Source organism: Dyella sp. (assembly GCF_036568765.1).
In the GTDB taxonomy this organism is placed as follows: Bacteria; Pseudomonadota; Gammaproteobacteria; order Xanthomonadales; family Rhodanobacteraceae; genus GSA-30.
Genome location: NZ_DATCRY010000167.1, coordinates 1 through 22,922 on the forward strand (window position 1 = coordinate 1; position 22,922 = coordinate 22,922).

At 61.4% G+C, this 22,922-nt stretch carries 20 protein-coding genes; 6 read left to right on the top strand and 14 right to left on the bottom strand.

Going from position 1 to position 22,922, the window contains the following annotated elements; translation table 11 throughout:
• The 5 genes from odhB to pilH all read left to right on the top strand — a co-directional run.
• Window positions 1-855, top strand: an 855-nt coding sequence (gene odhB, locus VIM98_RS11630; protein ID WP_331993275.1) for a 2-oxoglutarate dehydrogenase complex dihydrolipoyllysine-residue succinyltransferase, incomplete at its 5' end; no start/stop codon positions are given.
• Window positions 856-990: 135 nt separating this feature from the next.
• A complete protein-coding gene (lpdA, locus tag VIM98_RS11635; RefSeq protein WP_331993276.1) occupies window positions 991-2,415 on the top strand; it encodes a dihydrolipoyl dehydrogenase in 1,425 nt (474 codons plus the stop codon).
• Window positions 2,416-2,628: 213 nt separating this feature from the next.
• Window positions 2,629-3,225, top strand: a complete 597-nt coding sequence (locus VIM98_RS11640) for a TIGR00730 family Rossman fold protein (RefSeq protein ID WP_331993277.1) — start codon at window positions 2,629-2,631, stop codon at window positions 3,223-3,225.
• Window positions 3,226-3,239: 14 nt separating this feature from the next.
• Window positions 3,240-4,244: an acryloyl-CoA reductase gene (locus tag VIM98_RS11645; protein WP_331993278.1), complete on the top strand. Its 1,005-nt coding sequence runs from the start codon at window positions 3,240-3,242 to the stop codon at window positions 4,242-4,244.
• Between the two features lie 68 nt (window positions 4,245-4,312).
• On the top strand, window positions 4,313-4,678 hold the full coding sequence (gene pilH, locus VIM98_RS11650) for a twitching motility response regulator PilH (RefSeq protein WP_331993279.1): 366 nt from the start codon (window positions 4,313-4,315) through the stop codon (window positions 4,676-4,678).
• Window positions 4,679-4,908: 230 nt separating this feature from the next.
• Here pilH and VIM98_RS11655 read toward each other — a convergent pair whose 3' ends face one another.
• Together VIM98_RS11655 and VIM98_RS11660 are read right to left on the bottom strand one after the other, a co-directional pair.
• Window positions 4,909-5,805: a DnaJ C-terminal domain-containing protein gene (locus VIM98_RS11655; RefSeq protein WP_331993280.1), complete on the bottom strand. Its 897-nt coding sequence runs from the start codon at window positions 5,803-5,805 to the stop codon at window positions 4,909-4,911.
• Window positions 5,806-6,037: 232 nt separating this feature from the next.
• On the bottom strand, window positions 6,038-6,475 hold the full coding sequence (locus tag VIM98_RS11660; protein WP_331993281.1) for an Hsp20/alpha crystallin family protein: 438 nt from the start codon (window positions 6,473-6,475) through the stop codon (window positions 6,038-6,040).
• A 223-nt stretch (window positions 6,476-6,698) separates the two neighbouring features.
• On the opposite strand from VIM98_RS11660, the gene VIM98_RS11665 reads away from it, so the two are divergent.
• Window positions 6,699-7,181 carry a peroxiredoxin gene (locus tag VIM98_RS11665; protein WP_331993282.1) on the top strand — a complete coding sequence of 161 codons (483 nt, stop codon included), beginning with the start codon at window positions 6,699-6,701 and terminating at the stop codon, window positions 7,179-7,181.
• Window positions 7,182-7,234: 53 nt separating this feature from the next.
• Here VIM98_RS11665 and gyrA read toward each other — a convergent pair whose 3' ends face one another.
• The 12 genes from gyrA to infB all read right to left on the bottom strand — a co-directional run bounded on the left by gyrA (window position 7,235) and on the right by infB (window position 22,865).
• Entirely contained in the window at window positions 7,235-9,841 is a 2,607-nt protein-coding gene (gyrA, locus tag VIM98_RS11670) for a DNA gyrase subunit A (protein ID WP_331993283.1), read from the bottom strand.
• 137 nt (window positions 9,842-9,978) lie between these two features.
• Window positions 9,979-10,389 (bottom strand): GtrA family protein, encoded by a 411-nt coding sequence (locus tag VIM98_RS11675; RefSeq protein ID WP_331993284.1) that lies wholly within the window; start codon window positions 10,387-10,389, stop codon window positions 9,979-9,981.
• Window positions 10,386-11,396 carry an S-methyl-5-thioribose-1-phosphate isomerase gene (mtnA, locus tag VIM98_RS11680; protein ID WP_331993285.1) on the bottom strand — a complete coding sequence of 337 codons (1,011 nt, stop codon included), beginning with the start codon at window positions 11,394-11,396 and terminating at the stop codon, window positions 10,386-10,388. Before mtnA ends, VIM98_RS11675 begins: the two co-directional genes overlap by 4 nt.
• An 86-nt stretch (window positions 11,397-11,482) precedes the next feature.
• Complete coding sequence (locus tag VIM98_RS11685) at window positions 11,483-13,063, bottom strand: tyrosinase family protein (RefSeq protein ID WP_331993286.1); 1,581 nt, start codon at window positions 13,061-13,063, stop codon at window positions 11,483-11,485.
• A gap of 148 nt (window positions 13,064-13,211) precedes the next feature.
• Complete coding sequence (locus VIM98_RS11690) at window positions 13,212-13,403, bottom strand: PspC domain-containing protein (RefSeq protein WP_331993287.1); 192 nt, start codon at window positions 13,401-13,403, stop codon at window positions 13,212-13,214.
• 22 nt (window positions 13,404-13,425) lie between these two features.
• Window positions 13,426-14,493: a class III poly(R)-hydroxyalkanoic acid synthase subunit PhaC gene (locus tag VIM98_RS11695; protein WP_331993288.1), complete on the bottom strand. Its 1,068-nt coding sequence runs from the start codon at window positions 14,491-14,493 to the stop codon at window positions 13,426-13,428.
• A 9-nt stretch (window positions 14,494-14,502) separates the two neighbouring features.
• Entirely contained in the window at window positions 14,503-15,537 is a 1,035-nt protein-coding gene (locus tag VIM98_RS11700; protein ID WP_331993289.1) for a poly(R)-hydroxyalkanoic acid synthase subunit PhaE, read from the bottom strand.
• 372 nt (window positions 15,538-15,909) lie between these two features.
• Window positions 15,910-18,015 (bottom strand): polyribonucleotide nucleotidyltransferase, encoded by a 2,106-nt coding sequence (pnp, locus tag VIM98_RS11705; protein ID WP_331993290.1) that lies wholly within the window; start codon window positions 18,013-18,015, stop codon window positions 15,910-15,912.
• 18 nt (window positions 18,016-18,033) lie between these two features.
• Window positions 18,034-18,303, bottom strand: a complete 270-nt coding sequence (gene rpsO, locus VIM98_RS11710; RefSeq protein WP_331993291.1) for a 30S ribosomal protein S15 — start codon at window positions 18,301-18,303, stop codon at window positions 18,034-18,036.
• A 153-nt stretch (window positions 18,304-18,456) separates the two neighbouring features.
• Window positions 18,457-19,383, bottom strand: coding sequence for a tRNA pseudouridine(55) synthase TruB (truB, locus tag VIM98_RS11715; protein WP_331993292.1), 927 nt, complete (start codon window positions 19,381-19,383; stop codon window positions 18,457-18,459).
• 125 nt (window positions 19,384-19,508) lie between these two features.
• Window positions 19,509-19,886 carry a 30S ribosome-binding factor RbfA gene (gene rbfA / locus VIM98_RS11720; protein ID WP_331993293.1) on the bottom strand — a complete coding sequence of 126 codons (378 nt, stop codon included), beginning with the start codon at window positions 19,884-19,886 and terminating at the stop codon, window positions 19,509-19,511.
• Between the two features lie 162 nt (window positions 19,887-20,048).
• Complete coding sequence (gene infB / locus VIM98_RS11725; RefSeq protein WP_331993294.1) at window positions 20,049-22,865, bottom strand: translation initiation factor IF-2; 2,817 nt, start codon at window positions 22,863-22,865, stop codon at window positions 20,049-20,051.
• Between the last annotated feature and the right edge of the window lie 57 nt (window positions 22,866-22,922).

The following is a 22,922-nucleotide window of genomic DNA, read 5'->3' on the forward strand; positions in this document are numbered from 1 at the left end:
GCCGCACGCCGTGCCGCCGAAGAAGGCAAGGTCGACACCAGCGGTATCGCCGGTACCGGTCGCGACGGCCGCATCATCAAGGAAGACGTCGTCAATGCGCCGAAGCCGGTCGCGACGTCCGCTGCCGCACCGTCTGTCAAACCGACGCCCGGCGCTCGCCCGGAAGAGCGCGTGCCGATGACGCGCATTCGCGCGCGCATCGCCGAACGTCTGATGCAGTCGAAGAACTCGATCGCGATGCTCACCTCGTTCAACGAAGTGAACCTCGCCGAAGTGACCAAGATGCGCAAGACGCTGGGCGAACAGTTCGAAAAGACCAACGGCGTCAAGCTCGGCTTCATGAGCTTCTTTGTCAAGGCCGCCGGCGAAGCGCTCAAGCGCCATCCGGTCATCAACGCCTCGGTCGACGGCAACGACATCGTCTATCACGGCTACCAGGACATTTCCATTGCGGTCTCGACCGACAAGGGCCTGGTGACGCCGGTGCTGCGCGACGTGCAGAACATGAGCTTTGCCGATATCGAGTCGGGCATCGTCAACTACGCCAAGAAGGCGCGTGACGGCAAGCTGGGCCTGGACGATCTCCAGGGCGGCACCTTCACCATCACCAACGGCGGCACTTTCGGCTCGCTGTTGTCCACGCCGATCGTCAACCCGCCGCAGAGCGCGATCCTTGGCATGCATACCATCAAGGAGCGCGCCATCGTCGAGAACGGCCAGGTCATCGCCGCCCCGATGATGTATCTGGCCCTGTCCTACGACCATCGCATCATCGATGGCAAGGACGCGGTGCTGTTCCTGGTGGATATCAAGAACCAGTTGGAGAATCCGCAGCGGATGCTGTTGGGCCTGTAACGATTTCAGCCGGGACTCGGGACTCGGGACTCGGGACTCGGCTAAAAAATACGAGGGCTCGGGACTGTGTGGAAGACTTGCTCTTCCGAGTCCCGAGTCCCGAGTCCCGAGTCCCGCTAAAAAGGACTCTTCTCCATGTCTGAAAAATTCGACGTCATCGTCATCGGCGGCGGCCCCGCCGGCTACCATGCAGCGATTCGCGCTGCGCAGCTCGGCCTGAAGACCGCCTGTATCGACGCCTTTGCCGGCAAGGACGGCAAGCAGGCGCTGGGCGGCACCTGTCTGAACGTGGGTTGCATCCCATCCAAGGCACTGCTCGATTCGTCCAAGCAGTTCTACAACATCGCCCACAACCTGCCGGTCCACGGCATCACAGTGGAGAATGCCAAGGTCGACCTGGGCACCTTCATCGGCCGCAAGGACAAGATCGTCAAGCAGTTCACCGGCGGTGTCGCGCAGCTGTTCAAAGCCAACAAGATCGCCAGCTACTTCGGCAAGGGCAAGCTGCTGAAGGGTAATAATGTCGAGATCATCGGTGCCGATGGCCAGAAGCAGACCATCAGTGCCACCAATGTGATCCTGGCCTCCGGTTCGGTGCCGATCGAGCTGCCGTTCGCCAAGTTCGACAACAAGTTCATCATCGACAACGCCGGCGCATTGGACATCAACGAAGTGCCCAAGCGCCTGGGCGTGATTGGTGCGGGTGTGATCGGTCTGGAACTGGGCAGCGTATGGCGCCGTCTGGGTTCGGAAGTCACCGTGATCGAAGCACAGCCGGATTTCCTCGGTGCCGCCGACGCGGATATCGCCAAGATCGCCGCCAAGGAATTCGCCAAGATGGGCTTGAACATCAAGCTCGGCGCCAAGCTCACCAAGGCCGAAGTCAAGGGCAATGAAGTGCACCTGACCTATAACGACAAAGATGGCGATCACGACCTGGTCGTCGACAAGCTGCTGGTGGCCGTCGGCCGCCGCGCCTACACCGATGGCCTGCTGGCCGACGATGTCGGCGTGAAGCTGGACGAGCGCGGCCGCATCGTCGTCGACGAGCATTGCCACACCGGCGTTGACGGCGTCTGGGCTGTCGGTGACGCCGTGCGTGGCCCGATGCTGGCGCACAAAGGCTTCGAAGAAGGCATGGCCGTAGCCGAGTGGATCGCCGGCAAGGCGGGTCACGTCGGTTACGACACCATGCCGTGGGTGATTTACACCGAGCCGGAAATCGCTTGGGTCGGCAAGACCGAAAAACAGTTGAAGGACGAAGGCGTTCCGTACAAGGTCGGTACCTTCCCGTTCGCCGCCATCGGCCGCGCTGTGGCGATGAACGAGGCTATCGGCCAAGTCAAGATGATTGCCCATGCCGAAACCGATCGCATTCTCGGCGTGCACATGGTCGGCCCGGGCGTGTCCGAGCTGATCGCCGAGTGCGTTGTCGCGATGGAATTCAAGGGCTCCTCCGAGGATCTGGCCCGCATCGTCCACGCACACCCGACACTGTCGGAAGCCGTGCACGAAGCGGCGCTGTCTGTGGACAAGCGCGCAATCCACAAGGGCAACTGATCGCCCGATGCACCAGCTTCGGCCCGCTCGTGGCGACATGGGCGGGCCGTTGTCGTTTATCGAGGGACCAGTAGCGAGGGCGCTACGACCAGAGACCGGTGCCAGCTCTAAGCTGGCGACCATTCCAGCCATCTTGCACACTGGCGAAGGGCGTTCGAACCTGCGCCCTCGCTACTCGCCTCTCGCCCCTATTCCATAATCACCGGATCAGCCATGCCCCAACCCACCGCCCTCTGCGTTTACTGCGGCTCCAACAGCGGCACACATCCGGACTACGTCGACACGGCCAAAGCGCTTGGCGCTGAAGTGGCTCGACGCGATATCACGTTGATCTACGGCGGCGGCAAGGTGGGACTGATGGGCACCGTCGCCGACGCCGTGCTGGCTGCCGGTGGCAAAGTCATTGGTGTTATTCCTCGCCAGTTGGTCGAACGCGAAGTTGCGCACACGGGGTTGACCGAATTGCAGGTGGTCGAAACCATGCACCAGCGCAAGACACGCATGTTCGAGCTATCCGATGCCTTTGTCGCCCTGCCCGGCGGTTATGGCACGATGGACGAAATCTTCGAGATGCTGACCTGGGCGCAACTGGGGCTGCACCGTTATCCGTGCGCGTTCTATAACGTGCGCGACTACTACACGCCGCTGCGCGGCATGATGGACCATATGGTCGACGAGGGTTTCGTACGTCGCGAACAGCGCGACAACATCTGGTTCGGTCAAGGCCTGAATGCCATGTTCGACTGGATGGGCAGTTACGAGCAGGGCTACACCTCCAAGTGGATCGACAGCAGCAGCGTCAAAGCATAAAGGGAGTGCTATCCATGAGCTCGGTAACGTTCCACGCATTCCGCATCCATAGCGACGACCTGGGCTATCGCGCCGGCGTCGAGGACATCACGGCCGATGACTTGAGCGCGGGCGAAGTACTGGTCGAGGTCGCCTATTCGTCGATCAACTACAAGGATGCCCTTGCCGGTACTGGCAAGGGCAAAATCCTGCGCAAGTATCCGCTTAACGGAGGCATCGATGTTGCCGGCCATGTCGTCGCCTCCACCGACCCCGCCTTCAAGGAAGGCGACAAGGTCTTGTGCACCGGCTGCGGGCTATCGGAGACCCGGGACGGTGGCTACGCCCAATACATCCGCCTGCCCTCGGCTTGGACGATTCCCCTGCCGGCTAGCCTGAGCCTGCGCGAAAGCATGATCCTGGGCACGGCCGGCTATACCGCAGCGCTCGGCCTGCTGCAGATGGAAGCCAATCGGCAGGTACCGTCACTGGGCCCGATCGCCGTCACCGGCGCCACAGGCGGCGTGGGCATGCTGGCGATCGATATCTATACCCGTGCCGGTTACGAAGTACATGCCATCAGCGGCAAAGCCGACCAGTTCGATACCTTACGTGCCCTGGGTGCCCGGGAGTGCCTGGATCGCAACCAATTGACCTTCAGCGGGAAGCCGATGGATTCAGCGCGGTTCGGCGGCGTACTGGACAATGTCGGCGGCAAGATGCTTGCCGGCTTGTTGCCTCTGATCCAGCCCTACGGCAACGTAGCCGTCTGTGGCAACGCCGGCGGTATCGGCCTCGAAAGTACCGTGATGCCGTTCATTATTCGTGGCGTCAACCTGCTAGGCGTGGCCTCGGCCGGCTCAGCACGCGACGTCCGCGACGCAGTCTGGCACCATCTGGCAACCGACTGGAAACCGCGGCACCTGGACCGCATCGCCACCCGTGAGGTTGGACTGGACGGCTTGCACGGCGTGTTCGAATCTATGCTGGCCGGCGAGTCGTTTGGACGCACCTTGGTGCGAATCGGCAAAACTGCCTAGACAAGCTGCTTCAAACCCGCGATAAACGCAGTTTGGAACCACGAAATAATTAGGGGACCCCATTCCTTATGGCACGCATCCTGATCGTCGACGATTCGCCGTCGCAATTGCTCGGTATCAAGCGCATCGTCGAAAAGCTCGGGCATGAGGCAGTGACGGCCGAAGACGGCGCCGCCGGCGTCGAAGCCGCGAAGCGCGAAATGCCCGACCTGATCCTGATGGACGTGGTGATGCCGAACCTCAACGGGTTCCAGGCCACCCGTACGATCAGCAAAGATCCCGACACTGCCCATATTCCGATCGTGCTGGTCACCACGAAAGACCAAGACACGGACAAAGTGTGGGGCATGCGCCAGGGCGCCAAAGCTTATGTGACCAAGCCGATCCGCGAGGAAGAGCTGGTGACGACCTTGAAGACGTTGTTGCCTGCGTAGCAACGATGGCGGCTTCGCTAGTGAGAAAACGGCATCTTTGCAGGTGCCGTTTTTTTTGGCCGCCCTAGAGGGGCGAGGGAGCGGTAGCGAGGGCGTAAATCCGTTCGCGTGAGGCTTACCCCAAGTCCGCTAACCTGTCTTCGCACCATCGACGATTGCCCGCCAGATTACGATTTTAGCGCCCGCGCTACTTACCTTCGTCCCTGCCGCGCTACGTCAAGCTCCCCACCTCAAGCCCGCGGATCGAAACCTTCGAACTGGTCCTTCAAGGCCTCGTAAGCCGCACGCTGCTCGTGGGTATCGGCGACCGGTGCGCGAATCGACAACTCTACGAGCTGATCCCCGGGTGTCGGCCCGGGCATGCCTCGCCCCTTCAAGCGCAGCTTGCGGCCCGACTGCGATCCGGGCGGGATGCGCAAGTCCACAGTGCCAGCGAGCGTCGGCACGGGCACCGTGGCGCCCAAGGCTGCCTCCCAGGGCGCGATCGGCAATACATGGGTGACATTGCGGCCGTCCAGACGGAAGCGAGTGTCGTCGCGTATGCCCACCTCCAACAGCAGGTCGCCGCTAGGGCCTCCGCCGTGACCCGCGTGGCCCTGCCCGCCAAGGCGAATCACCTGGCCTGACTGAATACCCGCCGGAATCTTCACCTCAAGCGTGCGTTCGCCGCCGTGGCCGTCCTGCAGAACGAGGCGTGTGCGACCGCCATCGAACGCCGTCTTCAAATCGATCTGTACTTGCGCCTGTACATCGCTACCGCGCCTTGCGCGAGGGCTCGCGCGACCTGCGCCACCGGCGCGACCGCCGAAGAGGCTTTCGAAGAAATCGCTGAAATCGCCATGGCCGGCGTCGCCGAAATCGAAACCCTGCCCCCAGCCGGGCGGCGGACGGAACTGCTCGCCACCGCGATAGCCGCCAGCACGCAGCTGATCGTAGGCGTCGCGTTTTTCCTTGTCACGAAGCACTTCATTGGCTTCGTTGATCGCCTTGAACTTTTCTTCCGCGCCGGCTTCCTTGTTCTTATCGGGATGGTACTTGCGCGCAAGCTTGCGATAGGCGGCTTTGATATCCGCCTCGCTCGCGTCCGGCTTCACGCCCAGAATGTCGTAGTAATCCTTGAATTCCACCGTCAAATCCCCGCCAAAACGCCCTCATGATCGGACGCCACGGCGCTGGCTGCAAGCCGCGCCGAGTATTCCCAAGGTGAGCCCATCACGATGCCTGCTGCCCGCTATCGCTTAGTACCCCATGCAAATGCGCCCATGCGGGGCGCTGGCCAGCGCCCCGCATGGGCAATCCCTATCGCCCCTCCGGCTGCATGCGCAACAGGCGCTACGCTACCGAACGCTACGAGCGGACTCAGTGTGCCGTTTCGATGGCGATACGGCGCGGCGCCGCCTGGGCCCGCTTGGGAATCGCGATCTCCAGCACACCATGCTTGCCCGTCGCGGTAATACCCTCGGCATCGGCACTCTCAGGCAGGGCGAAACGGCGATGAAAACTGCCTGAGGCACGCTCGATGCGGGTAAATTGACCAGCCGACTCCTGCGGTTCGCTGCGGCGCTCGCCCTTGATGCTCAACACGTTCTTATCCATGCTGACTTCGATCGATGCCGGGTCGACCCCAGGGACGTCGGCGAGGATCACGAAGCGACCCTCCTCTTCTTTGATGTCCACGCGCGGCACCCAAGCGCCAGCCTGAGCATCGTCCTGGCTCAAAAACCGATCCAGGACATCACGTACATCACCAAAACCGCGCAGCGTCCGACGGGAAAAGGGAGCGGAGATGTAATTCATGGGTCATTCCTCAAATTAGGATGCGGCCATTGCCGCTTGGAGAGGAAGATAAGTGCCGGGTACGCGGTTTCAAGGCACCCATCAGGCCAGCCCGCCGCATGAAGCTTTGTTTATTCAGTCGCCATTGGCTTGGCCCGCCCGATACACTTGCCCTGCCCCGGCAAGCCCTAGAACGGCCCGCCGCAGCATCGCCGATCCCAAAACCCAAGAGCAGGAAGCGAACATGATCCAGCTGGGCGAAAGCCTTCCCGATGTCGAAATCCGTCTCGCCGGCGATGAAATCACTACGGCGCAAACGCGTGATGTGTTCGCCGATCGACGTGTCGTATTGTTCGCTGTCCCCGGCGCATTTACGCCGACCTGTTCGAACAAACATGTCCCCGGCTATGTGAGCCATCTCGACGATTTTGCCGCACGCGGTATCGATGTAATGTGTCTTTCGGTCAACGATGCTTATGTCATGCAGGCCTGGGCGAAGAGTCAGAAAATTCCGGCACGCCTGCTGATGCTGGCCGATGGCAATGGTTTGTTCACGCGCTCGCTCGGTCTCGAGCTTGACGGCACGGCCTATGGTATGGGGCTGCGCGCTCGTCGTTTTGCGCTGTACGCCGAGAATGGCGTAGTCAAGGATCTGCATCTGGAAGCGCCCGGGGAATTCCGGGTCTCGACAGCCGAAGCCATGCTCGCAGCACTTCCCCAAACCTAAACAAAAAAGCCCGGCCTGACGACCGGGCTTTTTCTAGATCAAGGCACGCGAACTCAATCTTCGCCTGCGGGCTCGACCGTCGCATCGGCATCGCCTTGCGGCAACGTATCGCCAGCCTCGCCATCCTCGGCACCTTCCTCATCCGCATCCAGCCGAACGACACTGACCAACGCCTCAGTCGCCGGCAGGCGGATCAGGGTCACGCCCTGAGTGTTACGCCCCAACTGCGAAATTTCCGCCACACGGGTTCGCACCAGCGTGCCCTGATTGGAGATCAGCATCAGCTCGTGTGCTTCGGTGACTTGCGTCGCCGCGACCAGGGGACCGTTACGCTCGGAGCACTGGATGCCGATCACACCTTGCGTACCGCGGCCCTTCTTGGGGAACTCATCCAAGGCGGTACGCTTGCCGTAGCCACGCTCGGTCGCAGTGAGAATATCGCCGTCGGCGGCAACAATCAGCGACACCACCTCGGTCTGCTCGGCCAGGCGCATGCCGCGCACACCCGTCGCCGTGCGTCCCATCGAACGCACTTCGTCCTCGTCGAATCGCACTACCTTGCCGTTCGATGCAAACAACAGTACATCGCTCTTGCCATCGGTCAATGCCACATTGACCAGTGCATCGCCTTCGTCGAGGTTGATGGCGATCTTGCCCTTCTGCAACTGGAAAGCGAACTCGGTGAGCGGCGTCTTCTTGACCGTGCCCTGGCGTGTGGCAAAGAACACAAAGCGATCGGCACTGTACTCATGTACAGGCAGCACAGCCTGAACTTTCTCGCCTTCCGACAGCGGCAGCAGGTTCACCATCGGCTTACCGCGCGTATTCGGACCGGACTCGGGCATCTGATACACCTTCAGCCAGTACACACGCCCCGTGCTGGTGAATGTAAGCAGCGTGTCATGGGTATTGACCACCCACAACTGCTCGACGAAATCCTCCTCCTTCAACGCAGACGCCGAACGGCCCTTGCCGCCGCGCCGCTGCGCACGGTAGGTGCTGGCGGGCTGCCGCTTGACGTAGCCGGCATGCGAGAGCGTGACGACGACGTCTTCCGGAGCGATCAGGTCCAGGACATTGAGATCTTCCTGCGAATGCTGGATTTCCGTGCGGCGCGTATCGCCGAACTCGGTCAGGATGTTCTCAAGCTCCTCGCGAATGACCGCGAGCAGACGCGCCGGGTCTTCCAGGATTTCGATCAGACCGCGGATCGTGTCAAGGATCTGGCGATACTCGTCGGAAAGTTTTTCCTGCTCCAGGCCGGTCAGGCGGTGCAGGCGCATCGCGAGGATTTCCTGCGCCTGCGCTTCGGAGAGCTGATAACCGTCGCTCTTGAGGCCATCGCGCGGATCCATATCCTCCGGACGCGACATATCGGCACCGGCCGCTGTCAGCATGGTGCTGACGAGGCCGGGCTGCCACTTGCGTGCCACCATGCGCTCGCGAGCTTCCTGCGGCGAAGCGGAGGTGCGGATCAGCTCGATCATCTCGTCGATGTTCGCCAGCGCTACCGTCAAGCCTTCCAAGATATGCGCACGCGCACGTGCCTTGCGCAGGTCGAAGATGGTGCGGCGAGTCACCACTTCACGGCGATGGCGAATGAAGGCTTCCAGGATATCCTTCAAGTTCAGCAGCTGCGGCCGGCCATCGACCAATGCCACCATGTTGATACCGAAGGTGACCTGCAGTTGGGTCTGCTGGAACAGATTGTTGAGCACCACATCGCCCATCGAATCACGGCGGATCTCGATGACCATGCGCATGCCGTCCTTGTCGGACTCGTCACGCAGCTCGCTGATGCCTTCGAGCTTCTTTTCCTTGACCAGTTCGGCGATCTTCTCGATCAGGCGCGCCTTGTTTACCTGGTAAGGCAGCTCGGTAACGATGATTGTTTCGCGGCCGTTGGACTCGGTCTCGATCTCCGCCTTGGCACGTACCAGGATGCGGCCACGACCGGTGCGATACGCTTCGACGATGCCCGAGGAGCCATTGATGATGCCTGCGGTCGGGAAATCCGGGCCCGGAATGTGCGTCATCAGTTCGTCGATGCCGAGCGACGGATCGTCGATGAGTGCGATCGTCGCGGCAATGACCTCGTTGATATTGTGCGGCGGCACATTGGTCGCCATGCCCACGGCAATACCGGCCGAACCGTTGATCAACAGATTCGGCACGCGGGTGGGCAGCACCAGCGGTTCATTTTCGCTTTCGTCGTAGTTCGGCCCGAAGTCGACGGTTTCCTTGTCGATGTCGGCAAGGAGCTCATGAGTGAGCTTGGACATGCGCACTTCGGTATAACGCATGGCCGCCGCGCTATCGCCGTCGACCGAACCGAAGTTACCCTGGCCGTCGATCAGCATGTAACGCAGCGAAAACGGCTGCGCCATGCGCACGATGGCATCGTACACCGCCGTATCGCCATGCGGATGGTACTTACCGATCACGTCACCGACCACGCGGGCCGATTTCTTATAGGGCTTGTTCCAGACGTTACCCAACTCGTTCATCGCAAAAAGCACGCGGCGATGTACCGGTTTGAGACCATCGCGGACATCCGGCAATGCGCGCCCCACGATCACGCTCATGGCGTAATCGAGGTAGCTCTGACGCATTTCGTCTTCGATGCTTACGCGAATGACTTCTTTGGCGAGTTCTGCCATCAATCAGTTCCCTGGACGAAGAAAAGGTCGCGGACGACGCCCCCGAGCGTCTGCCTCAGCGACCTGGAATTTCAGTAAGCGAAGTGTACCACGAACGCGCGTGGAAATACACTATTTTTTCCAATAAAATCAATATCTTATATTGATGTTTCAGAACGCCTGAAAAGAGCGCTCCTGGCGGTCAGGAAATTGACCGCAGCAGCTACCGCCGACCCTGCCGCGGTAGGGATGGCTGGCCACGGATGCAGGGCCGGAACGAGCCAGAGCAGCAAGGCGAAAACCCCGTAATTGACTGCCGCACCGAACCCCATCAGCACCATCCAGTGCGACCATTCGGCGATAGCCGAGCGCCCGCTGGGTCGATGCGCAAACGTGCGACGACGGTTCCACCACCAAGTGATCGTGGCGGCAAGCGCGAACGATACGATACGTGCGCCATAGGGATTCCAGCCAAGCCCGCTGACAAGCGCCTGGACCACGCCCGCGTCGACGATAAGGCCCAATATACCGCCGACTGCGAAGAGCAGGAGCTCCTGGCGCAGTCTCACCGGCCGAACATCGCTTGCATGGCCGCTGCGGTTGGACGCTCGATGACGCCACGTTCGGTTACGATGGCATCGATCAATTCGGCCGGCGTCACGTCGAATACCGGATTCCAGGCTTCGGCACCCTCGACAACGGTACGCTGGCCACCCACGCTCAATAGTTCGGCAGCGTCGCGCAATTCGATCTCGATGTCGTCGCCCGATGCAGTCGCCATATCCACCGTGGACGAGGGCGCGACGACCATGAACTTCACGCCATGATGGCGCGCCGCGATGGCCAGCTGATAGGTACCGATCTTGTTTGCCGTGTCGCCGTTGGCCGCAATGCGATCGGCACCGACAATGACCCACTGGACCTCACCGCTGCGCATCAGGTGGGCGGCCGCCGAGTCGGCAATAAGCCGCGCGGGAATCCCGTCGCGCACCAGTTCCCACATGGTCAGGCGCGCCCCCTGCTGCCAGGGGCGTGTTTCACCGGCATAGACGCGCTCGATTCGGCCGTTGGCGGCACCGGCACGGATAACGCCCAGGGCCGTGCCGAAACCGGCAGTCGCGAGCGAGCCGGTATTACAGTGCGTGAGCACGCCCGAACCTGGTGAAATCAATGCGGCGCCGAGGTCGCCCATGCGGCGATTGGCTTGAAGATCCTCGTCCTGGATGGCCTGCGCCTCGCGTTCCAGCGCCGTGGTATCGGCCCCCTGAGCGATAGCGGTTTTCATGCGGTCCAACGCCCACATGAGATTCACGGCAGTCGGACGTGCCGCACGCAATTCCGCGAGCGGAGCGTCCAACGGCAGCCCTTCACGGGCAGCCAGCACGACACCCCAGGCCGCAGCAATACCGATGGCCGGTGCGCCACGGACCGCCAGTTCTTTGATGGCTTGCGTCACTTGCCGATAATCACGGCATTCGAACCAGCGTTCCTCGCGCGGCAGGAGACGCTGGTCCAGCAGGCGCAAACGATCGCCTAGCCATTGCACGGCACGGATGGAATCGTAAGTCATGGTCATCGGGCTATTATGCCCGATGACCCTTCCAAGACGGGAGACTAATGTCTCCCCTGCCGAATTCGAGTTCCGTTGTCACGGAATACGGCTCAAAAGATATCGGCACCGAATGACATAACCTGCAGCTTCGCTCTCGTGGAGGCATTCGTAACACGGGCGACTACCTCGCTATTGCGTGGGGCGAGTTTCAGCCTCAGCGATAGAGCGCTTTGCAGGTCCAGGCTTCCAGATGCATGAAGTTTGCGTATCGCCTTCGCCAGCGAAAGTGTGAAATTCAAGGTAGCTCCGTGGTGGCCCAGCCCATGGGTGCCGAATACCTCGAACCTTCCCGCCCATTCCACTGCCTCCCCGTTAGAGGCAACCACTTCAAGATCGAATGCCCACTTGGATGCAGCATGCGCATCGCTGACGTGCAGGCTCGCGTTCAAGGCTCCGCCTTGCAGTACACCCAACAACAGATCCGCTGGCACGTTCAGTGACAGGATGGCCGGCACCTCTGTGCTCAGGTCGGCTTGACGCACTATGCCAGGGATATAGCTGTCACCCAGGCGTAAGGGAGGAAGGCGCGGCGGCACGCGGGTACCAGGCTCGAATTCATACTCGAACATATCCGCGCGCGTGTAATCCAGTGAGCCATAGCCTTCGACCGGCCTGCCACGCTCATCGGTAAAGAACGCAAACGGTTCGTCTTGCCAGACTCTCAGTGCATCTCCCTCAGGTACGATGGGGAGTGCTTCCTCGCTCTGCAGTTGCATCCAGTCTGCCCATAAGCGATCGATATTGGCGTGATGCAACCAGAATATGGGATCGAAGGGTGAAAGGAATTCCCCCATGAGACCACCTATACCCGTATGTACCTGATTGTGTGGACTGCTTTCCAGAAGACTTATTTTTTTGGATTCGCTGTGCTGCGAACTGATTTCACCGCCAAATTTGGCAAAGGTCCTTGGTGCAAATGCAGAAACAAGTGTCTCGAGCGATACCGCGTTACGCACACTTTCGCCAAGCTCCGGCGCCGTAGCAGAAAGCTGCCGCGCTCGCTCCCCCAGCCGTTCAGTCTTCTCAACCACAGAATCCCACAACGAATCGAACGTCTCGTAGCCGCGCTGGTAGAGTTGCTCGCGTTGAAGCGACGTCAAGCTGCTCCAATAGGCCTGCATTGGAGCATGAAACGCTGCTGCGAAAGCTTCCGATGTCATAAAGAAAGCTTTACCGGCAGGATCCAATACACCTTCGAAAAACGGCCGCGGCAATACGGGGGACGCGGTCCAATCCCAGTATGGCAAGGCGAAATCGGAACGCCCCGTCACTTCCCGGCAAATACGCTCAAACCATCCCAGATAGCCACGGTGCCAAGGCAGGAACCATCCATTGGCATGCGGACAATCGAGTAGATGCACCAGCCCCAGGCGATACCAATTGCGAGGGTCGGAGGGTGGAAGGGCCAGCAGGCGAGAAACCGCTAGGCGATAGGTATCCAGCATTTCGGCAGGAAAATCCGGCGCAAGCAGATTACGTCGCTGCCAACGAGCCGCACGGCCCGGCACATTCGGCAAATGTGCAGCTCGAGGAACTGCCAAGCCCGATACCGCAAAGGCGGAGAACGCCACTGCGGTACCGCAAAGAAAGTTACGCCTGGAGGTCGAACAGAGGTTTTCTTTATCGCTCATGACGCATCATGGTTGCTGTAGGGCAACCATGATCGCGATTCAGACATACCCCATGAATCGGGCCCAGCCGATGCTTCACGCCTGTTTCGTCCGATTTCGGGCGCGGCGTGTACAACGCCTCATTCGTTAAAGCAGTGACAGCTCGGAGCTATGCGTTCTCAGGCATGACTAACCACAAAATCAGATAAAGCAGGATGCCCGAACCGCCGGCGAGCGTGAGGATGATCCAGATTACTCGCACAATGGTTGGATCCCAACCGATATATTCGGCCACGCCACCACAGACGCCAGCAAGCATCCGTTGGCTGCTTGAGCGCGCCAGGCGCTTTTCACTACTCATAAACCCACTCCCCCGTCGATGATCAGCCGCGCGAACGCAGCCATTCGTGGATAGCCGGCGGCACGTCGCGCTGGGCGCGCCCAGAAACATAGATTCCGATGTGCCCCCCCTTGAACGCCAGCTGCGTGTAATCGGTCGTACCCACATGACGCCCGAGCGCACGCGACGCGTCCGGTGGCACGAGATGATCCTGTTCGGCAAAGATATTCAACACCGGCTGAGTGATCATCCCCAGATCCACGGGCTTGCCGCCGATGGTCAGCGTACCTGCAACCAGCTTGTTGCCCTGGTAGAAATCCTTGATGAACTCACGGAAAGCCTCGCCGGCTTGATCGGGAGAATCGAAAATCCAACGCTCCATGCGCAGGAAATTTTCCAATTCTTTCGGGTTGTCGAGGATATCGACCAGGCCGACGTATTTCTGCTGGTTCAGGCGCACTGGCTTGAGCGTGAGGTAAACCCAGTTCATCAACTCCGCAGGGATGTTGCCTAGCGTGTCGACAAACAGATCCACATCGAGGTTGCGTGTCCAGTGCGAAAGCATGTTGTCCGGTGTGTGGAAATCCACCGGCGTCACCATCGTGATCAGGTTCTTTACTTTCTCTGGCCGGATCGCCGTATAGCAAAGCGAAAACGCACCGCCCTGGCAGATACCGAGCAAGTTGATCGCATCCACATCGTGACGCTTACGCACGGCGTCGACGCAGCGGTCGAGATACCCATTGATGTAGTCATCCAACGTCAACCAACGATCGGCACCGTCGGGATAGCCCCAGTCGATCAGATAGACGTCTTCACCTTGCGCCAGCAGATTGCGCACCAGGGAGCGGTCGGCTTGCAGGTCGGTCATCCAGGCTGTGTTGACCAATGCGTAGACGATCAACAATGGCGTCTTTGCCGTCGGCGGCCGCTCGCCCTTGAAATGCCACACAGTGAGCTTGTCCTCGCGATAGACGGCTTCGCGCGGCGTGTTGGCGTACTCAGGTTCGGTCATTCCACGCAAGTTGCTTATACCGGCGGCAAGCTTGTTCTGGAACGTGCTGATTTCGGCAAGCAGGTTGGCCGGATCGAAGGGCAAGGGGTTGTTCATCGCGGCTCCTTATTTGTTGCCACGCGCGGCGGATCGGCCGGCGGCTGCCTTCTTGGCGGTTTTCCGCGGCGTAGCCACGCGTGCCTCAGGCACGGGCTTGCCAGGCTTGGCTTGGGATTTCTTCTCCGCTGCGGCGAGCTTGCGTTTCAGTTCGGCGACTTCGGCGCGTAACGTGGTGGCATCATCGCCTGCCGGCGCGTCCCTTCCGGCAGCATTCGCACGTACTTCGCGACGCAATTCCTGCAGCCGTTTGCCCAGCGCGGTGACTTCGCTGCGTGTAGGCAGACCCAGCTCACGGCAAACAGCTTCGAGCTGTTGCTGCTGCAACTGGCGCACCTTCATCTGCGCATTGACCATAGCGCCGTAGACCTGTTTGAACTCGTCCGACAAGGCGATCTGGGCGTAGCATTCTTCGGCGGCATCGACCCATAGGTCGTACAACGCCTTGAGCGATTCGATGCGCTGATCGGTGCTGGCCATTTTGCCGAGCTGCTCTTGCAAGCGCTCGAAGCCCTGCAGATTGGCTTGCTGAATCAGTGCTTGATAGCGCGATGCCAGATCGGCGTATTCGCGCATGGCGTTGGTCAGCGCCTGCTGTTGCAACTGGCGCTCACGGGTGTAACCGAAGGCGGCGAAATCGCCCAGGCCGCCGGGCATCTGTCCCGCTAACGGATTGAGGCCCGCCTGGGCATTGAGCCAATGCTGCCATTGCTGCATGAAGCCCTGGGCCGCGGCGCTGTCCAGTCCGGCATAGGCCTGTGTAAACGGCTGGCCGCCTAGCCCGGCAAAGAGATTTTGCATCTGACGCTGCCAATCGTTCCCCTGCCCCAAGCCACTACCGCCGGCACTGCGCAGCCAGTCGGAATATGCCTTGGCACCAGCCATGCTACGCGTCAGGAGATCGTCGGCGCGCGCGCCCATCCCCGCAGGTGCAAATGGCGATACCGCAGCGGGTTGCTGCTGCAAATAGCGGGTCCATGCATCCCAGGACTGCTGCGCGAGCGCCTGATAATTGGTGAGAAAATCCGTTGCCTGGTTACTCATGCTGCCTCCTCCATCATGTAGGTGAATGGTAGCAGGATGTAAGTGATGGGCTTTTGAGCGCGGTGGGGAATGAGAAGTTTCATGTGTGGGGGAGAGTTATTTGCGCAGTGTGCACCGATCTTCTGCGCAGGTGCAGATTACTGCTTGCTTGCGCATCGCGAGCTTGCCCCCTCTCCCCCCTCCCCGGTCAAGGCAGGGAGAGGAAGCCTGACTGGAGCAAGGTTCGGTGTGTCGCATTCACGTACTCTGCTCTTTCTCGCCCGGCTTGCCGGGGGAGAAAGGCTGGGGTGAAAGGGCAACCCTCAGTCCAACACTCCAAAAAAAAGCCCGGCAATGCGCCGGGCTATTTTCATACAACCATCAGGCAAGCATTCAGGCGTTGGCGCCTTCGTCCTCGGTCACCGCCTTCATGGAGAGGCGGATACGGCCCTGCTTGTCCACTTCCAGCACCTTGACCTTGACGATATCGCCTTCCTTGAGCTTGTCGGAGACCTTCTCCACGCGCTCGTTGGAAATCTGCGACACGTGAACCAGACCGTCCTTGCCCGGCAGGATCGTCACAAACGCACCGAAGTCCATCAGCTTGGCAACCTTGCCCTCGTAGATGCGGCCCGGCTCGACGTCGGAAACGATCTGCTCGATGCGCTTCTTCGCTTCGTCAGCCGCCATGCGGTTGACCGAGGCGATCACGACCGTGCCGTCGTCGCTGATGTCGATGGTGGTGCCCGTCTCTTCGGTGATCGAGCGGATCGTTGCGCCGCCCTTGCCGATGACTTCGCGGATCTTGTCCGGATGAATCTTGATGGTGAGCAGACGCGGAGCGTACTCGCTCATTTCCGAGCGAGCCGTGCTCATCACCTTGGCCATTTCGCCGAGGATGTGCAGACGGCCACGTTTGGCCTGCTCCAGCGCCACCTTCATGATTTCTTCGGTGATGCCGTCGATCTTGATGTCCATCTGCAGCGCGGACACGCCGTCGGCGGTACCGGCCACCTTGAAGTCCATATCGCCCAAGTGGTCTTCGTCACCCAGGATGTCCGACAGCACGACATAGTCGCCGCCTTCCTTCACCAGGCCCATGGCGATACCGGCCACCGGCGCCTTCAACGGCACGCCCGCGTCCATCATGGCCAGCGAGGAACCGCAGACCGAGGCCATCGACGAGGAGCCGTTCGACTCGGTGATTTCCGAGACGACGCGGATTACATACGGGAACTCTTCCATGGTCGGCTTGACGGCCTGCACGCCACGCTTGGCGAGACGGCCGTGGCCGATTTCGCGACGCTTGGGCGCGCCGAAGCGGCCAGCTTCGCCCACCGAGAAAGGCGGGAAGTTGTAATGGAACAGGAATGGATCCTTCGACTCGCCTTCCGGCGCGTCGATGATCTGCGCGTCACGGGCGGTGCCCAGCGTGGCCACGACCAGCGCCTGGGTCTCGCCGCGCGTGAACAGCGCCGAACCATGGGTGCGCGGCAGCACGCCTACACGGACCGAGATCGGACGGACGTCGTCGAGCTGGCGACCGTCGATGCGGACTTTGGTCTTCAGCACGCCGTCGCGCATGGTGCGGTATTCGATCTCGGCAAACGCGTTGCCGATATCCAGGTCGCTCCAGCCGTGGCTCAGCGCGGTCTGCGCGATACCGGTCTTGATGTCGCCCTTGAGAGCGGCGATAGCGTCGCGACGCTCCAGCTTGTCACGTATCGCAAAAGCCTTCTGCAGGCGATCGCCCAGGATCGAGTTGATCGAATCGAACAGCGCGTCGTTACGCGCCGGGGCTTCCCACGTGAACGACTTGCGGCCGGCTTCGGCCACGAAAGCGTTGATGGCGTCGATGGCGACCTGCATCTGCTTGTGGCCGAACACCACGGCGCCGAGCATGACTTCTTCGGTCAGCAGCTTGGCTTCGGACTCCACCATCAGCACAGCGTTGTGCGTGCCGGCCACGACCAGATCCAGATCCGAGGTCTTCAGCTCGGTGGCGGTCGGGTTGAGCAGGTACTGGCCATTGGCATAACCGACGCGAGCGGCACCGATCGGACCCTTGAACGGGATGCCAGCCAGCGTCAGCGCAGCGGAGGCGCCCAGCATGGCAGGGATATCGCCATCGATTTCGGGATTCAGCGAAACGACCTGGGCGATGACCTGGACTTCGTTCTTGAACTCTTCCGGGAACAGCGGACGCACCGGGCGGTCGATCAGACGCGAAGTGAGCGTTTCCTTCTCGGTCGGACGGCCTTCGCGCTTGAAGAAGCCGCCGGGAATGCGACCGGCCGAGTAGAACTTCTCGACGTAGTCGACGGTGAGCGGGAAGAAGTCCTGACCGTCACGGGCCTTGGCGGCCGCCACGGCGGTGACCAGCACGACGGTACCGCCCATGCTGACCATGACGGCACCGGACGCCTGGCGGGCGATTTCGCCCGTCTCCAGTGTGACTTCGTGATTACCGTACTGGAATGACTTGGTTACTTTCGCCACGTTATTGTCCCTTGTCGGTTAACGGCGCAGGCCAAGACGCTCGATCAGGCTCTGATAGCGCGGCAAGTCGCTGTCTTTCAGATAGCCCAGAAGGCGCTTGCGCTGATTAACCAGCTTCAGCAGGCCGCGGCGCGAGTGGTGATCCTGCTTATGGGTCTTGAAGTGGTCGGTCAGGTGGTCGATACGGGCCGACAGGAGGGCCACCTGGACTTCCGGCGAACCGGTGTCGTTCGGCACGCGGCCGTACTCAGCAATGATCTTGCCGGTCTGTTCTGCAGTGAGGGACATGAGAATCTCTTCCTTAAAAGGCGATGCGAAGCTTGCGCCATGTCACATCGATGACATCGCGCAAGCTTCGCCTTGTGAATGAATGATTTGGAACAAGCTCGCTATTCTAACGATTGAGACGGTAAGACAACAAGAGCATGACAGTGCCCCGGCTCAGCAAATTGCGCCCCCGGGCGGCAGATTGAAGCCTCGGGCGATGCGAAGCACCCCATCCGGGCCGATATCGGCCAGGGCCAGCAAGCGGCCGTCGTCGGCAAAAACCGCGTGCCGTGTGATGTCGGCTAACGGGAGCACCTGAATCTGACGCCCCTGTGAGACAGCAATACTTTCGGCGGCGTCCAATCGCAGCGCCGGGAGGTCGGTCAGACCATCCGCAATCGGGCGAACAAGCGCCAGCAAAGCCTCATCGCCTCGGCTGGCTGCCTCGACTAGCATGTCGAGGGTTATCATGGCCCGTTCGCGAAACGGTTCCACCCAAAGGCGCCGCAGGGCGGTCAGATGTGCACCGCAACCGAAATCTTCGCCCAGGTCCACCGCCAAGCTGCGGATATAGGTACCCGAGCCGCACTCGACATAGAGCTTCAGCCGATCGCCATCGTGCTCGAGCAGGTCCAGGCGGAAGATATCTACCTCACGAGGCGGCGCTTCGACCGCTTCGCCACGCCGGGCCTTCAGATACAACGGTTCCCCATCCTGTTTGAGCGCGGAATAGACGGGTGGCACCTGAACGATGCGTCCGCGAAATCTGCCAAGCGCCTGTTCGATGCGTTCGGCATCGAGGATGGGTACCGGGCGTTCCTGAACAATCTCGCCCTCGAGATCCGCGGTCGCCGTCGTCACGCCCAGGCGGCATTCGGCCAGATAGGCCTTGCGCGAACCCAGCAGGGTTCCGGCGACCTTGGTCGCCTCGCCCAGGCATAACGGCAAAAGCCCCGTAGCCAGCGGATCGAGCGCACCGGTATGGCCGCCCTTCTCCGCGCGCAACAGCTTCCGGGCCGCCTGCAGCGCCTGATTGGAGCTCATATGCAGGGGCTTATCCAGAAGGACGATGCCGTGGAGGGAGCGGAAACGGATGCGCATGCCAATCAATTTAGCTTCAAGAACCTTGGCCACCTTGCAGAAGCGAATTCAGCCGCGACGCACAATGACGTGTCGGTTTGTCGCGGCGGGAGCCGCTCCTGGAAGATACGCAGTCCCGGTCGGGATCAGTCTTTGTCTTCAACCTGCGGCGGCACAATATCGCCCGAATCGCGCAACAGCTTTTCGATTCGCTCACCCTTGTCGACCGAGTCGTCGTATTTGAAACGCAGCTCCGGCACACGACGGATGCGCATACTGCGCGACAGCTCGCGGCGAAACTCGCCGGCAAGTTCGTTGAGCGCCTTGACCAGATCCTTGGATTGATCCGGCAACAACGCCGTCACCCACACGGTCGCGAAGTCGAGATCCCGGGTGACCTCCACATCCGACACGCTCGAGGATGGCAGGCCATGATCGCGCACGGCTGCGTGGACCAGCAGGCCCAGTTCACGCCGAAGCTCGGCGCCGACACGATCGGTTCGTTTGAAATCGCGGGAAGGCACGGATCCTCCTTGGCCCTTTTAGGGACGAGGGACGAGCTGCGAGGGCGCAGGCTCGTGAAGTTACCGAAAACACGAAGCCCGGACAGCACCTGTCCGGGCCTCGCAATGAAACGGACGTGGGATTTTCGCGCCCTCGCGACTCATCCCTCGCCCTTTGCGGCATTACAGCGACCGAGCTACCTCGATACGCTCGAAGCACTCGATCTGATCGCCTACCTTCACGTCGTTGTATTGCTTCACGGCGATACCGCATTCCATGCCGTTACGCACTTCGTCGACAAGGTCCTTGAAGCGACGCAGCGATTCCAGTTCGCCCTGGAAGACCACCGTGTTGTCGCGCAGGACGCGGATGGGCTTGCTGCGCTTGACCGTGCCTTCGACCACCATGCAGCCTGCCACGGCGCCGAACTTGGAGCTGCGGAAGACTTCGCGCACCTGGGCGATGCCGATGATCTCTTCACGCACTTCCATGCCCAACAGGCCGGAAGCCGCCTGCTTCACCTGGTCGATGACGTCGTAAATGATCGAGAAGTAACGGACGTCCAGGCCCGCCGTATCGATCACCTTGCGCGCCGAAGCGTCGGCACGGACGTTGAAGCCGATCACCAATGCCTTGGAGGCGGCGGCGAGCGTCGCGTCGGATTCGGTAATGCCACCGACGCCGGCAGCGATCACATTGACCTTCACGTTCTCATTGCCGATCTGGCTGAGCGATTCGCGCAGTGCCTGTACCGAACCCTGCACGTCTGCCTTGACCAGGATGTTGAGCGTCTGCTGCTCATTGCCCTGGCCCATCTGCGCCATGATGTCTTCCAGGCGGTTGGCCTTGCTGACCATGCGCGTTTCGCGGCGCTTGAGCTGGCGTTCGGCAGCCACTTCGCGTGCCAGGCGCTCGTCGGCCACGACGACAAAGTCATCGCCCGATTCCGGCACGCCAGACAGGCCCAGCACCTGCACCGGGATCGAGGGACCGGCGGACTGCACGGTCTTGCCGTTCTCGTCGATCAACGCACGCATGCGGCCATACTCGATACCGCAGACGACGAAGTCGCCGCGCTTGAGCGTGCCCTGTTGCACCAGCACGGTAGCCACCGGGCCTCGACCGCGGTCGAGGCTCGATTCGATCACCACGCCGGAGGCCGGACCGTCCTCTACCGCCGTCAACTCCATCACCTCGGCCTGAACAAGGATGGCGTCGAGCAGGTCGTCGATGCCCATGCCGGTCTTGGCCGACACCGGTACGAACGGTGTGTCGCCGCCCCACTCTTCCGGAATGACTTCCAGGTTGCCCAGGCCTTGCTTGACGTTGTCCGGATTGGCGTCGGACTTGTCCATCTTGTTGACCGCGACGATCAACGGCACCTTGGCGGCACGCGCGTGCTGCACGGCCTCGGCCGTCTGCGGCATGACGCCGTCGTCGGCCGCCACCACCAGCACCACGATGTCCGTCGATTGGGCACCACGGGCACGCATCGAGGTGAACGCCGCGTGGCCGGGCGTGTCGAGGAACGTGACCACGCCCTTGGGCGTTTCCACGTGATAGGCGCCAATGTGCTGGGTAATGCCGCCCGCTTCGCCCGAGGCGACCTTGGTGCGGCGGATATAGTCCAGCAGCGAGGTCTTGCCGTGATCGACGTGACCCATGATGGTGACTACCGGCGGACGCGTTACCTTCTCGCCATCGAGCTCGGCGTTCTGGGTATGCGCGGCCAGCGCGGCCTCGGCGTTGTCCTGGCTGGCTTCGACCGGCTTATGGCCGAGTTCTTCGACGACCAGCACGGCGGTGTCGTGGTCGATCGTCTGATTGATGGTTGCCATGACGCCCATCTTGAACAGCGCCTTGACCACCTCCGAACCCTTCACCGCCATCTTGGCGGCCAGCTCGGCCACGACGTTGTTATCGCCCACGACCACTTCGCGCACGACCGGAGCGGTCGGGCGCGAGAAGCCATGTGCGCCTGCCGCCGCCGACGACCCGCCGCGCACGGCATCGCGTGAATTACCGCCCTTGCCTGGCTTGCCACGCTTATTCGAACGACGCGCGCGATCGGCGTCGCTCAAATGCAACTCGCCCGCAGCAAAACGCTTGCCGCCTGGACCTTCGTCACGTTCGCGACCATAGCGCGTCTTGTTGGCCGATGCAGCCGCAGGAGCGGGTGCTGGCGCGGGGGCCGGCGCGGGCGCGGGCGCCGGTGCCGCAACCGGCTTGGGTTCGCGGCGACGCGGTTCGTGAATGCGCGGCAGGATCATGCCCAGCGCCTTCGGATCGATTTTCTGCACCGCCGGAGCCGCTGCGACAGGAGCCTTCTCCTCGACCAGGGGCGCGGGAGCCGGTGCGGGAGCAGGAGCTGGTGCCGGCGCGACGACCTCGGCTGCACGCTGAGCTTCGCGCGCAGCCGCTTCGCTGGCTTCACGCTCACGCTGCTCGGCCGCCTCACGGGCTTCGGCTTCCGCCTGCAAGCGCTGGCGCTCCGCCGCCTCGGCCTGCTCGCGTTCCTCGTGGGCGCGCTGCTCGGCTTCGGCGTGACGGCGGCGCTCGCTTTCGATCCGCTCGTTCTCTTCGTGTTCGCGCTGCTGCTGCGACTCCTGCAGCTTGCGCACGGCATCCTCGCGCGTGGCGTCGCCACTGGCTTCCTCGGCGATCACGCTACGCTTGACGTAGGTACGCTTGGCGCGCACTTCCACGTTGACTGTCTTGGCGCTTGCAGCGCCGCGGCCGCCAGGCGTAGCCACCTTCAACTCGCTGACCTTGCGGCGCTTGAGGGTGATCTGGCGCGGCGCGCTGTCTTCGGCCTCGCTGGCAGTCTCGCTCTTGCCATGGGTCCGGCGCAGAAAGCCCAGCAACTTCACCTTCTCGGTGCTGCTGATGACTTGCTCCGGATCGGAAAAGGGCATGCCCGCCTCGGCCAGCTGCGTCAGCAGTCTGTCCACCGGCATGCTCAATACCTGGGCCAATTGTTTAATCGTCACATCTGACATCGTGTTCTTTCTCCGCCGTTCCCGCGCATATCGTCTGCATGGTTCGCCATACAGCTA

Bases quoted from the DNA above. Each gene is read 5' to 3' on its own strand.
- lpdA (WP_331993276.1), top strand. From the start codon at position 991: ATGTCTGAAAAATTCGACGTCATCGTCATCGGCGGCGGCCCCGCCGGC.
- VIM98_RS11640 (WP_331993277.1), top strand. From the start codon at position 2,629: ATGCCCCAACCCACCGCCCTCTGCGTTTACTGCGGCTCCAACAGCGGC.
- VIM98_RS11645 (WP_331993278.1), top strand. From the start codon at position 3,240: ATGAGCTCGGTAACGTTCCACGCATTCCGCATCCATAGCGACGACCTG.
- pilH (WP_331993279.1), top strand. From the start codon at position 4,313: ATGGCACGCATCCTGATCGTCGACGATTCGCCGTCGCAATTGCTCGGT.
- VIM98_RS11660 (WP_331993281.1), bottom strand. From the start codon at position 6,475: ATGAATTACATCTCCGCTCCCTTTTCCCGTCGGACGCTGCGCGGTTTT.
- VIM98_RS11665 (WP_331993282.1), top strand. From the start codon at position 6,699: ATGATCCAGCTGGGCGAAAGCCTTCCCGATGTCGAAATCCGTCTCGCC.
- gyrA (WP_331993283.1), bottom strand. From the start codon at position 9,841: ATGGCAGAACTCGCCAAAGAAGTCATTCGCGTAAGCATCGAAGACGAA.
- mtnA (WP_331993285.1), bottom strand. From the start codon at position 11,396: ATGACCATGACTTACGATTCCATCCGTGCCGTGCAATGGCTAGGCGAT.
- VIM98_RS11685 (WP_331993286.1), bottom strand. From the start codon at position 13,063: ATGAGCGATAAAGAAAACCTCTGTTCGACCTCCAGGCGTAACTTTCTT.
- VIM98_RS11690 (WP_331993287.1), bottom strand. From the start codon at position 13,403: ATGAGTAGTGAAAAGCGCCTGGCGCGCTCAAGCAGCCAACGGATGCTT.
- VIM98_RS11695 (WP_331993288.1), bottom strand. From the start codon at position 14,493: ATGAACAACCCCTTGCCCTTCGATCCGGCCAACCTGCTTGCCGAAATC.
- VIM98_RS11700 (WP_331993289.1), bottom strand. From the start codon at position 15,537: ATGAGTAACCAGGCAACGGATTTTCTCACCAATTATCAGGCGCTCGCG.
- rpsO (WP_331993291.1), bottom strand. From the start codon at position 18,303: ATGTCCCTCACTGCAGAACAGACCGGCAAGATCATTGCTGAGTACGGC.
- truB (WP_331993292.1), bottom strand. From the start codon at position 19,383: ATGCGCATCCGTTTCCGCTCCCTCCACGGCATCGTCCTTCTGGATAAG.
- infB (WP_331993294.1), bottom strand. From the start codon at position 22,865: ATGTCAGATGTGACGATTAAACAATTGGCCCAGGTATTGAGCATGCCG.